Source organism: Kitasatospora sp. NPDC030952, assembly GCF_055571335.1.
In genome coordinates, this window is record NZ_JBVIFM010000025.1 from 1 (window position 1) to 13,202 (window position 13,202).

3 protein-coding genes are annotated in these 13,202 nt (G+C 74.0%); all 3 read right to left on the bottom strand.

What is annotated here, in order from left to right:
* Positions 1–188 precede the first annotated feature (188 nt).
* The 3 genes from ACZ47G_RS32525 to ACZ47G_RS32535 all read right to left on the bottom strand — a co-directional run bounded on the left by ACZ47G_RS32525 (position 189) and on the right by ACZ47G_RS32535 (position 13,200).
* Positions 189–443, bottom strand: coding sequence for a chorismate mutase (locus tag ACZ47G_RS32525; protein ID WP_380464067.1), 255 nt, complete (start codon positions 441–443; stop codon positions 189–191).
* A gap of 86 nt (positions 444–529) precedes the next feature.
* Positions 530–1,996: a DHA2 family efflux MFS transporter permease subunit gene (locus ACZ47G_RS32530; RefSeq protein WP_465748900.1), complete on the bottom strand. Its 1,467-nt coding sequence runs from the start codon at positions 1,994–1,996 to the stop codon at positions 530–532.
* Positions 1,993–13,200 (bottom strand): SDR family NAD(P)-dependent oxidoreductase, encoded by an 11,208-nt coding sequence (locus tag ACZ47G_RS32535; RefSeq protein WP_465748902.1) that lies wholly within the window; start codon positions 13,198–13,200, stop codon positions 1,993–1,995. Before ACZ47G_RS32535 ends, ACZ47G_RS32530 begins: the two co-directional genes overlap by 4 nt.
* Positions 13,201–13,202 lie beyond the last annotated feature (2 nt).

The following is a 13,202-nucleotide window of genomic DNA, read 5'->3' on the forward strand; positions in this document are numbered from 1 at the left end:
CTGCTCCTCGTCCTTGTGGAGCGTGACCGCCCGGTAGGACTCGGGGAGCTTGATCGCCGCGAAGTCCGCCGACGTGGCGTCGGAGCTGAGGATCGTGTCGAGGATGGCCGAGATCTCGGTCATGTGGTGCTTCCCATCGGATTGGTGCGACTGAGGTGCTTGGCGCCGGCCCTACGGCCGGACACGCCTTAGGGCCGGCGACGGGCGAGTTCGAGCAGCAGCAGGGCGAGTTGGACGCCCGGCCGGCCGAGGCCGCTCTGGTACTCCTTCAACATCCGGTTCTCCTTGGTGAGTTCGGTCCGGGGCAGGCCGGCGGCCCGACGGAGTTCCTCGATCTCACCGACCAGTTCGGCGCGGCGCCGGATCATCCGGATGAGGGACCGGTCGAGTTCGGAGAGTTCGTCCTGCCGCTCGTCGACGCGGATCGGCACGGTGAGTGACATGTCAGGCCTCGGCCTTCTGACGGGTTCCAAGTGGGTCGGGGAACCGGGCCGCCGCTGCCTCCCGGGCAGCGGCGGCCGGTCGACGGTCATGCGCGCGGCTGGGGAACGGTCTCCCGCGCGTCCGGTTCGGCCTTGACCGGGGCGGGCCCGCGCCGCTGGGCGCGGGCCAGGGTCAGGGCGGTCAGCGCGGCGAGCGCCGCTGCGGCCAGCGACCACCAGAAGGTGGTGGTGAACGCCGACATCCTGCCGTCCGCGCTGTCCCCCGCCTCGTCCAGGCCGTTCTGCAGGACGGCCACGAACACCGCCGTCGCGATCGAACCCCCGAGCCGCTGCAGCATGTTGATCTGCGGCGAGGCGTCGCTGATCTTGCGCGGGTCGACGGCCCGGAAGGCCGAGGTCATGGCCGGCATCACGGACAGTCCGGCCCCGAAGCCGGAGAGCAGCATGGCCGTGCCGACCACCGCGTACGGCGTGTCCGCCCCGACCAGGACGAACGGTACCGCCGCGGCGAGGCTCAGCGCCGCCCCGAGGAACGCGGTGCGCCCGCCGCCGAGCCGTTCGACGACCCGCCCGGAGAGCCAGGTGGCCGCGGCGGCGCCCGCGCTGGACGGCAGCAGCAGCACACCGGTGGTGACCGGGTCCGCAGCGCGCACGCTCTGGAAGTAGAGCGGCATCAGCACCATGCCGGCGTACATGCCCATGGACAGGAAGACCGTGGTGAGCGAGGCCGCTCGGAAGACCGGATCGCGGTAGAGCCCGATGTCGAAGAGCGGGTGCGCGGTCCGGAGGGTCCGGACGACGAACAGCGCCAGCAGCACCGCGCCGACGGCGATCGCGAGCAGCGCGACGGCCGAGGTGTGCCGGCCGCTCTCGCCGAACCCGTAGGTCAGGGCGACCATGCTTCCGGAGACGGCCAGGAGGCCGAGCGGGTCGAGCGGGGCGGAGTCCTGCGGGCCGTCGGCGCGGAGCAGGCGCAGTGCGCACAGCACGGCCACGGCTCCCACCGGCAGGTTGACGAGGAAGATCCACCGCCAGTCCGCGTAGTGGAGCAGGAGTCCGCCCGCGAACGGTCCGAAGACGGGTGCGAGCACGATGGGCACTCCGACGACCGCCATCACCCGCGGGAGGTTCATCGGTCCGGCCGCCCTGGCGAGGATGATCTGCCCGACGGGCATGATCAGACCGCCGCCGAGCCCCTGCAGGGCCCGGAGGGCGATGAGCTGCCCGGAGGTCTGGGCCGCGGCGCACAGGAGGGAGGCGACCGTGAAGACGACCACCGCGGCCACGTAGGTGCGCCGGGCCCCGTAGCGCCGGGCCGCCCAACCGGAGACCGGGATCGCCGCGGCGACCGCGAGCAGGTAGGCCGTCACCACCCACTGGATGGTGTCGAGTTGGGCGTCGAGGCCGGACCCCAGCGCCTTGAGGGCGACGTTGACGATCGTCGAGTCCAGGAAGGACATGGTCGACCCCAGGATCACCACCGTGGCGGCTTTCCACACCTCGGGGCCGAGGCCCTGACGGGGTGTCGGGTCGGATTCGGTACGTATGCTCACTGCTGGGTCGTCTTTCCCTCGGTGCTGTGCTCCGGCTGCACGGTCCGCAGCCAGTCGTCCACCGCGTCGGCAGCGGTGCCGGCGGCGGCCTCCAGCATGGTGAAGTGGTCTCCGTCGACGTCCACGGGGGTGTGCGTCAGCGGCCAGGAGGCCCGCCGGCCGCCGAGCGACCGCTCCGCCCGCACCAGCAGGGTCGGGGTCGAGACCACCTCGGGCGTCCAGCCGTGGAAGTGCCTGAAGTAGCCGCCCATCGCGGTGAGTCGGGCGTCCGTGGTCCAGCCGTACTCCTCCTCCCGGTCGAACATGGCCTTGACCATGTCGCTGCGGAAGGCGGGATCGGCGGCCTCGCCCGGCAGGAAGGTGTCGAGCAGGACCAGCCCCGCGGCCGGGCTGCCGAGCCCTTCCAGACGGGCGGCGACCTCGTGTGCCAGCCAGCCGCCGGAGGAGTAACCGACCAGGGTGAACGGCCTGCCGGCGGCGTCGTGCAGCACCGACCGGGCGACGAGTTCGACGATCGCCTCGGCACTGTCCGGCAGTTCCTCGCCCTGGAGGTAGCCGGGCAGGGGAAGCGCGGACACCGCGCGCCGCCGTCCGAACCCTGCCGCGAAGCGGGCGTACTGGTGCGGGCTGGACATGGCCGTCAGCGAGGGCAGGCAGACCAGTGCCGATGCCGCGAGGCCCTCGGCAGGTCCCTCCGTGGGGCCCTCCGCGAGGCGGGCCGGCTCCAGGAGCTGCCGGGTGCCTTCCACCGATGCGACCGGGAAGGACGGCCGCAGCCGGGAGGCCACCATCAGCAGATCGGTCGCCTCCTCCACCTTGCCGTCGGCGCAGGCCTGCCGGTAGAGCAGACCGATGGTGCCCGCGGGCTCCGCCGCCACCGGCGCCTCCGGCACGGTCAGTTCACCCCGGAGGTGGTCGGCCAGGAGCCGGGGCGTCGGGTGGTCGAAGACCGCCATGGCGCTGAGCGTGAGCCCGGCCGCTGTGTTCAGCCGGTTGCGCAGGCGCACGGAGGTCAGCGAGTCGAAGCCCATCTCCAGGAACTTCCGGTCGGGATCGACCTGGTCGGGCCCGGCGTACCCGAGGACCGCGGCCGCATGGGTACGGACCAGGGCGAGCGGATCGGTCAGATCGGCTGCGGGCGAGGCGTCCCGGGAGCCGCGCTTCGGCGCCGCGGGCACGAGGTCGTGGAGCAGGGGCGGCAGCCCCTCCTCGCGGGCCTGTACCCGGAGGGCGGGAAGGTCGATGCGGGCGGGCACCAGCACGGGGTGGTCGTGGGTGAGGCCCGCGTCGAAGAGTGCCAGGCCTTCCTCGGTGGACAACGGCAGCATCCCGCCCCGCGAGATCCGCCCCACCTCCACCGACCCCAGACCCGCCGTCATCCCACTGCGCTCGGCCCACAGACCCCACGCCAACGACACACCCGGCAGACCGAGACCACGACGGAACTGCGCGAACGCGTCCAGGAACGCGTTCGCCGCCGCGTAACTCCCCTGCCCCGGAGCCCCCAACACCCCCGACGCCGAGGAGAACACCACGAACGCCGACAACCCCAGGCCCGACGTCAACTCATGCAGGTTCCACACCGCGTCCACCTTCGGACGCAACACCCCGTCCACCCGCGCAGGAGTCAACGACTCCACCACACCGTCGTCCAACACACCCGCCGCATGAACCACCGCGCTCAGCGGCCGCTCAGCCGGAATGCCGTTCAGCAGCTCCGCGAGCGCCGCGCGGTCGGCCGCGTCACAGGCCACCACCCGCACCGACGCACCCAGCGCGGCCAGCTCCGCCACGAACCCGGGGGCACCCTCGCTGTCCGGGCCCCGACGGCCCGTCAGCACCAGATGACGGACCCCGTGGACCTCCACCAAGTGCCGCGCCACCAACCGGCCCAGCACTCCCAGACCACCCGTGACCAGCACCGTCCCACCCGGCGCGAACCCGGGAACGCTGTCCGAGGACGAGGACGAGGACGAGGAGGAAGAGGAAGAGGAGGCCAGGCCCGCCCGCACCAGACGCGGGACCGAGACCACACCCCCACGCACCGCGGCCTGCGGCTCCTCCCCCACAGCCACCACACCCAGCAGCCCCGAAGCCTCCGGCGAACCATCCACATCCACCAGCACGAACCGCCCCGGATGCTCCGACTGCGCCGAACGCACCAGACCCCACACCGCCGCAGCGGCCGGATCCACCAACCCCTCCCCGACCGAACCCGACACCGCACCACGCGTCACGAACACCAACCGACGCGAAGCGTCATCCGACGCCAACACCCCCTGCACCGAGGCCAACACCCCGTGCACCGCAGCCCGCACACCCCCCGACGTGTCCACCTCCACCAACTCCACCGAACCGGCCCAGCCACCCCCCTTTCGCGGGTTCACCTGCTTCCACTCGACGCGGAACAGGGCGTCCCGGGCGGCCAGTCGGTCCGTGGCCAGCGGGCGCAGGGTGAGCGAGTCGACGCCAGCGACCAGGGCGCCCGTCCCGTCGTGGACGGTCAGGGAGACCGCGTCCGCGCCGGCCGGGGCGATCCTGACCCGCAGCGTCGAAGCGCCCGCGGTGTGCAGCGAGACCCCGTTCCAGGAGAAGGGCAGGCGTACCCCGCCCCCGTCGAGGAAGGCACCGAGACCGACGGCGTGCAGGGCGGCGTCGAGCAGTGCCGGGTGCAGGCCGAACCGGCCCGCCTCCTGCTGCTCCCGGTCCAACCGGACCTCCGCGAACACCTCCGCACCACGCCGCCAGGCCGCCCGCAGGCCCTGGAACGCCGGACCGTAGGCCAGGCCGGCGTCGGCCAGGCCCTGGTAGAACCCGTCGAGCGCGATGCTCTCGGCCTGCTCCGGCGGCCAGACCTCCCGTCCGGCCGGCTCGGGCGCCTCGGTGTCCGAGAGGACGCCGGAGGCGTGCCGGACCCAGGGCTGTCCGGGTTCGTCCGCGCCGCGCGCGTACACCGCGAGCGCGCGACGGCCCCGGGCGTCGGCCGGGTCGAGTGCCAACTGCAGCTGCACCGCACCGGTTTCGGGCAGGACGAGGGGTGCTTCCAGGGTGAGTTCCTCGACCCGGCCGCAACCGGCCTGTTCGCCTGCCTGCAGCGCCAGCTCGACGAAGGCAGTGCCGGGCAGCAGCACGACGCCGTTCACGGCGTGATCGGCCAGCCAGCGGTGCGAACGCAGCGACAGTCGACCGGTGAGGACGGTGCCCTCCGAACCCGCCAGGGCGACCGCCGCGCCGAGCAGCGGGTGGCCGACGGCCTCCACACCGGCCGAGGCCACGTCACCCGTGCCGGTGCCGGCCTCCAGCCAGTAGCACTCCCGCTGGAAGGCGTAGGTCGGCAGGTCCACCCGTGCGGCGCCCGGGTACACCCGGTTCCAGTCCACGTCGACGCCGTGGACGAAGGCCTCCGCGAGCGCGGTCGTGAAGCGCTGCGCGGTGCCGTCCTGGCGTCGGAGGGTGCCCAGGGCCGGGGCGTCCAGGCCGGGGACCAGGACGGGATGGGGGCTGACCTCGATGAACACATGACCCTGCGCGGCCAGTTGACCCACGGCCTCCTCGAACCGCACGGTCCGGCGCAGGTTGCGGTACCAGTACCCGGCGTCGAGCTCACCGCCCTCCAGCCACTCACCCGTCACCGTCGACAGGAACGGCACCCCGGCCGTACCCGGCCGCAACCCCGCCAGCACCTCCAGCAGCTCCCCCTCGATCTCCTCCACCTGCGCCGAGTGCGAGGCGTAGTCCACCGGCACCCGACGCGCACCCTCCACCCGCGCCAACAACTCCTCCAACGGCCCCGTCGCACCGGAGACCACCACCGAACGCGGCCCGTTCACCGCCGCGACCGACAGCCCCTCCACCAGCAGGGCCTCGGCCTCCACCCGGCCCACCGGCACCGCGACCATCCCGCCCCGGCCCGACAGCCGCAGCAGCGCCCGTGAACGCAACGCCACCACCCGCGCACCGTCCACCAGACTCAACGCGCCCGCCACACACGCCGCCGCGATCTCACCCTGCGAATGACCCACCACCGCCGCCGGCACCACACCGAACGAACGCCACAGCTCCGCCAGCGACACCATCACCGCCCACAGCACCGGCTGCACCACGTCCACCCGCGCCAGCGCCGCCTCATCGGACAGCACCTCGTCCAGCGACCAATCCACGAACCCCGACAACGCCCGCCCGCACTCGGCCAACCGCGCCGCGAACACCGGCGACACCCGCGCCAGCTCCACCGCCATCCCGACCCACTGCGCCCCCTGCCCCGGAAACACGAACACCGGCTTGGCAGCCGTACGGGCGCTTCCCGTGACGACGTGCTCGACGGGCTCGGAGGCGACCAGCGCGGCCAGGCCCTGGAGGAATCCCTCCCGGTCCGCCGCCACCACGGCGGCCCGGTGCTCGAAAGCGGTACGGGCCGTCGCCAGGGACAGTCCGACGTCCGCGGCGGACCGCTCGGGGTGCGCCGCCAGGTAGGAGGCCAGCTGCCCGGCCTGGGCGCGCAGGGCCTCGGCGGACTTCCCGGAGAGGACCCACGGCAGCACCGCCTCGGCCGGGACCGGGGCCCGGTCCAGCGGCTCGGACGGCTCGGACAGCCCGGACCGCTCGGACAGCCCGGACAGCCCGGACAGCCCGGCCACCGGCTCCTCGGGAGCCTGCTCCACGATGACGTGCGCGTTGGTGCCGCTGATCCCGAAGGAGGACACCGCGGCCCGGCGGGGCTCGCCCGTGGCCTCCCAGGGTCGGGCCTCGGTCAGCAGCGACACCGCGCCCGCGGACCAGTCGATGTGCGGGCTCGGCTCGTCGACGTGCAGGGTCTTGGGCATCAGGCCGCCGCGGATGGCCATCACCGACTTGATGATGCCGCCGACGCCGGCCGCGGCCTGGGTGTGCCCGATGTTCGACTTGAGGGAGCCCAGCCACAGCGGGCGGTCCTCGGGGCGCTCCCGCCCGTAGGTGGCGAGCAGCGCCTGCGCCTCGATCGGATCGCCCAGCTTCGTCCCCGTGCCGTGCGCCTCGACCAGGTCGATCTGGTCGGAGGTCAGCTTGGCCTGGGCCAGTGCCTGACGGATCACCCGCTGCTGGGACGGGCCGTTGGGCGCGGTCAGACCGTTGGACGCGCCGTCCTGGTTGACGGCCGAGCCACGGATCACCGCCAGCACGCGGTGCCCGTTGCGCCGCGCGTCGGAGAGCCGCTCCAGGAGCAGCAGGCCCACGCCCTCACCCCAGCCGGTGCCGTCCGCCGAGGCCGCGAAGGACTTGCAGCGGCCGTCGGAGGCGAGCCCGCGCTGGAGGGAGAACTCCACGAAGGTGGTGGGCGTCGCCATGACGGTCACCCCGCCGGCGAGCGCCAGCGAGCACTCGCCCTGGCGCAGCGCCTGCGCCGCGAGGTGCACGGTGACCAGGGAGGACGAGCAGGCGGTGTCGACCGTGACCGCCGGGCCCTCCAGACCGAGGGCGTACGAGACCCGGCCGGACAGCACGCTGCCCGCGTTGCCGGTGCTCAGGTAGCCGTCCACGCCCTCGGGCACCTCGCCGAGCCCGCTCGCGTAGTCGTGGTACATGACGCCGGCGAAGACGCCGGTGCTGCTGCCCCGGACGGAGGACGGGTCCACCCCGGCCCGCTCGAAGGTCTCCCAGGCGGTCTCCAGCAGCAGCCGCTGCTGCGGGTCCATGGCGAGGGCCTCACGCGGCGAGATCCCGAAGAAGCCCGCGTCGAACTCGCCCGCCTCGTGGAGGAAGCCGCCCTCGCGGACGTAGGAGGATCCGGCACGCTCCGGGTCCTCGTCGAACAGGGCGTCCAGGTCCCAGCCGCGGTCGGTCGGGAAGGCGCCGATGCCGTCGCGGCCGGCCGCGACCAGGTCCCAGAGGTCCTCGGGCGAGCGCACGCCGCCCGGGTAGCGGCAGGCCATGCCGATGACCACGACCGGGTCGTCGTCGACCGGGCCGCTCGGGACGGCGGGCCGCTCGCCCGCGGCGTCCCGGCCGGGCTCCCCGACGAGTTCGGCGCACAGGTGCCGGACCAGGGCCTCCGGACTGGGGTGGTCGAAGATCAGGGTGGCGGGCAGCCGGAGGCCGGTCTCGGTGGTGAGGCGGTTGCGCAGTTCGACCGCGGTGAGCGAGTCGAATCCGAGTTCCGTGAAGGCCCGGTCGACGGCCACCGCGTCCGCCGCGGTGTGGCCGAGGACCGCGGCCACCTGGGTGTGCACGAGGTCCAGCAGGGTCCGCTCCGACCAGTCGGTGCGGTTCGCGGCGGCCGCCGACGCGGCGGCGGTGCGGCGGACCGGTACGCGCACCAGGCCGCGCAGCAGCGCGGGCACCGCAACCGAGCCCCCGGGAGACCGGAGGTCCAGGGGCGTCGGCACCAGCAGCGCCTCGTCCGTGCCCAGCGCCAGGTCGAACAGCCGCAGGCCCTCCGCCGCGGAGAGCGCGGCGAGGCCGGATCCGGTGATCCGCTCCCGGTCCCCGCTCGCCAGCCGGCCGCCCATTCCGCTGCCCTCGGCCCAGAGCCCCCAGGCCAGCGACGTGGCAGGCAGGCCGAGGCCGCGGCGGTACTGGGCGAGGGCGTCCAGGAAGACGTTGCCCGCGGAGTAACTGCCCTGGCCGGGGGCGCCGAAGACGCCGGAGGCCGAGGAGAACAGGACGAAGGCGGAGAGCCCGCGGTCCTTGGTGAGCTCGTGCAGGTGCCAGGCGGCGTCCGCCTTCGGGCTCAGCACCGCGTCGACCCGCTCCGGGGTGAGCGAGCCGATCACCCCGTCGTCCAGCACGCCCGCCGTGTGGACCACGGCCGCCAGGGGCTGCTGGGCCGGGATGCCGTCCAGCAGCTCGGCCAGCGCCGTACGGTCGGTGACGTCGCAGGACACCACCCGGGCCGAGGCGCCGAGTGCCGCGAGCTCCTCGACGAGTTCGGCGGCGCCCTCGGCGGCCGGCCCGCGGCGGCTGGTCAGCAGCAGCTGACGGACCCCGTGCTCCCGTGCCAGGTGCCGGGCCAGCAGGCCGCCGAGCCCGCCGGTGCCACCGGTGATCAGGACCGTGCCCGCGCCGTCCCAGGGGGACGCCTGGTCCGGCGCGCCCGTCACCCGGGCGAGTCGGGGGGCGAACGCCTGCCCGCCGCGCAGCGCGAGCTGGGGCTCGTCGAGGGTCAGGGCAGCCGCCAGGGCGGAGCCGGAGGCGGCCTCGCCGTCCAGGTCGACCAGGCGGAAGCTGCCGGGGTTCTCGGCCTGGGCCGACCGGACGAGGCCCCAGACCGGCGCCTGCTCCAGGCCTTCCACCCGTTCGCCGGGCCGGACGGCCAGGGCGGCGCGGGTGACGAACACCAGCTGGGAGGAGTGGTGACGGGCGTCCGCCAGCCAGGCGTGCAGGAGGGCGAGCGCGCCGTGGGTCGCGCCGTGGACGTCGGCGGGGACGTCGGCGGGGAGCTCACCCGTCCGGCCGCAGGACACCAGCACGGTGGCCGGCACCGGGTCGAGGGCCAGCAGTTCCTCGACCGAACCGACCCAGCACTGGGCCTGGTCGGCGGCCTCGGGGAGCGGCTGGGCCGCCCAGTCGACGCGGAACAGCGAGTCGCTCCGGTGCTTCCGCTGCTGCCCGGCCACCGGGCGCAGGGCCAGCTCCTCGACGGTGGCGACGGGCGCGCCCGTCGTGTCCGCGACGTCCAGGGCGACGGCGTCGGTGCCCGCCGGGGACAGCCGGACCCGCAGCGCGGACGCACCGGTCGCGTGGAGGGTGACCCCGGACCAGGAGAAGGGCAGACTGGGCCGGTTGTCGGTGACGAACTCGCCCAGTCCGACGGCGTGCAGGGCCGAGTCGAGCAGCGCCGGGTGCAGGGCGAAGCGTCCTGCCTCGCGCTCCTGCGGCAGCTCGACCTCCGCGAACACCTCCTCGCCGCGCCGCCACACCGCGCGCAGCCCCTGGAAGGCCGGGCCGTAGCCGAAGCCCGCCTCGGCCAGGTGCGGGTAGAGCCCCTCGACCGGGACCTCCTCCGCGTCCTGCGGGGGCCAGACGGTCATGGCGGTGGCGGCCGGTGTTCCGGCCGGACGGGCGGGCGTGGCGGCGCCCAGGCGGCCGGTGGCGTGCCGGGTCCAGGGCTCGTCCCCGTGGCGGGAGTGAAAACTTATCGGGCGGGCGCCCTGCGCGTCGGGACGGCCGACGCTGACCTGCAGCTGGACGGAGTCCTGGTCGGGCAGGATGAGCGGCGCCTCGATGGTGAGCTCGTCGATGCGGTCGCAGCCCACCTGGTCACCGGCGCGAACGGCCAGCTCCACGTAGGCGGTTCCGGGCACGAAGACGGTGCCGGCGATGGCGTGGTCCGCCAGCCAGGGATGGGCGCTCACCGACAGCCGTCCGGTGAACAGGACCTGGTCGTCGTCCGCCAGTACCACCATCGCGCCGAGCAGCGGATGCCCGACCGGGAGCACACCCGCCGAGGCGACGTCGCCCACCCGGTCGACGGTCGTCCAGTAGCGCTGACGCTGGAAGGGGTACGTCGGAAGGTCGACGCGGCGGCCGGAGAACACCGCCGGCCAGTCGGGGGCGACGCCGTGGGTGAAGAGGTCGCCGAGCGCGGACATCGCCGCGAGGGGCTCCTCGCGGTCGCGGCGCAGGAGGGAGGCGAAGACGTGGCCGTCGCTCGCGGTTCCGGTGTCGCTGCCGGTGTCGGTGTCGGTGTCGGTGTCGGTGTCGGTGAGGCAGTCCTGGGCGAGGGCCGTCAGGACGCCGTCCGGGCCGAGCTCGACGAAGCGGGTCGCACCCAGCTGGGCCGCGGTGCGGACGCCGTCGCGGAACAGGACCGCCTGGCGGACGTGCCGCACCCAGTAGTCGGCGGAGGTCAGCTCCCCCGCCGTGGCGAGGGCACCGGTCACGTTGGAGACGATCGGGACCTTCGGCTCGGACGCCGCCAGACGGCTGACGACCGCACCGAACTCAGCCAGCATCGGCTCCATCAACGGCGAGTGGAAGGCGTGGCTCACGGACAGCCGCTTGACCCGGTGACCGGCGGCCGAAGCTGCCTGCTCGATCGTCGCGATCGCGTCCGCATCGCCCGAAAGCACCACCGATCGGGGGCCGTTGACGGCCGCGACATCGACCAGGCCCTCACAACCGGCGAGCAGTTCCCCAGCCGTCTCGGGCGTGACCGCCACCGCGAGCATCGCGCCACCCGAAGGCAGCGCCTGCATCAACCGGCCACGCGCCGCCACCAGCGCGGCCGCGTCCTCCAGCGAGAACACCCCCGCCACATGCGCGGCGACGACCTCACCGATCGAATGCCCCAGCAGGAAGTCCGGACGCACACCCCACGATTCGAGGAGGCGGAACAGCGCCACCTCCAGGGCGAACAGCCCCGCCTGCGCCCACACCGTCCGGTTCAGCCGCTCCGCGTCCGCGCCGAACACGACGTCCCGGACCGAACCGTCCAGGTGCCTGTCCAACTCCGCACAGACCGCGTCGAACGCGTCCGCGAACACCGGGAAGGCCCCGTACAACTCCCGGCCCATGCCCGGCTTCTGGGAGCCCTGACCGGTGAACAGGAACACCGTCCTGCCGGAGCTCGCGGTCGCGCCGGCCGGGAGGGCGGCCAGCCCCGCCAGGAACTCCTCGCGCGTGGTCGCGGTGACGGCGGCCCGCTGCTCGAACAGCGGTGCCAGGGTGAGCGAGTGGGCGATGTCCGCCACGGCCAGCTCCGGGTCGGCCTCGGCGTGGGCGCGCAGCTGCTCGGCCCGCGCGCGCAGCGCCTCGGGCGTCTTCGCGGAGAGGATCCACGGCACCGCCGACGGCCGGGGACCGGTCGGCTCGGCGGGCTCGCTCGACTCCTCGTCCTGCGGCGCCTGTTCCAGGATCAGGTGGGCGTTGGTGCCGCTGACGCCGAAGGCGGAGATGCCGGCCCGGCGGGGCGTGTCGGTGCTCGGCCACGGGTTGGCCTCGGCCAGCAGCCGGACGGCACCGGCCGACCAGTCCACGTGCGGGGTCGGCTCGTCGACGTGCAGGGTGCGCGGCAGCACACCGTTCCGCATCGCCAGGACCATCTTGATCACGCCGGCGACACCGGCCGCCGCCTGGGTGTGCCCGATGTTCGACTTCACCGAGCCGAGCCACAGCGGCCGCTCCTCGGACCGCCCGCGGCCGTAGGTGGCGAGCAGCGCCTGGGCCTCGATCGGGTCACCGAGCCTGGTGCCGGTGCCGTGCGCCTCGACCGCGTCGATCTGGTCGGCGGTCAGCCGCGCGTTGGCGAGCGCCTGCCGGATGACGCGCTGCTGGGCGGGGCCGTTGGGGGCGGTCAGCCCGTTGGAGGCACCGTCCTGGTTGACGGCCGAGCCACGGATCACGGCCAGCACCCGGTGCCCGTTGCGCTTGGCGTCGGAGAGCCGCTCCAGCAGGAGCAGGCCCGCGCCCTCACCCCAGCCGGTGCCGTCCGCCGCCGCGGCGAACGGCTTGCAGCGGCCGTCCGAGGCGAGCCCGCGCTGGCGGCTGAACTCGACGAAGACGCGCGGGGTGGACATCACCGTGACACCGCCGGCCAGCGCCAGGGTGCACTCGCCCCGGCGCAGCGCCTCGGCGGCCAGGTGCAGGGAGACCAGGGAGGCGGAGCAGGCGGTGTCGACCGTGACGGCCGGCCCTTCGAGGCCGAGCACGTAGGAGAGGCGGCCGGACAGGACGCTCGCGGCGTTGCCGGTGCCGATGTAGCCCTCCAGGCCCTCCTCGGGCGGCTGGCCGCCGAACAGGGAACCGTAGTCCTGGCCGTTGGTGCCCATGAACACACCGGTGCGGCTCTCGCGAAGGGCCGCCGGGTCGATGCCCGCGCCTTCGAGGGTCTCCCAGGCGACTTCGAGCATCACCCGCTGCTGCGGGTCCATGGCGCGCGCCTCACGGGGGCTGATGCCGAAGAAGGCGGGGTCGAAGTCGGCTGCCCCGTCGAGGAATCCGCCCTCACGGACGTAGCTGGTACCGGCCTTGTCCGGGTCGGGGTCGTAGAGCGCGGCGAGGTCCCAGCCGCGGTCCTCGGGGAACGGGACGAGGGTGTCGGTTCCCGTCGCCAGCATGTCCCACATCTGCTCGGCCGAGCGCACGCCGCCGGGGAAGCGGCAGCCGATGCCGACGATCGCGATCGGCTCGTGGCTGCGGTCCTCGGTGTCCCGCAGGCGCCGGTTGGCGTCGTCCAGGTCGGCCGTGACCCGCTTGAGGTACTGGAGAAGCTTCTGTTCGTTGCTCATGT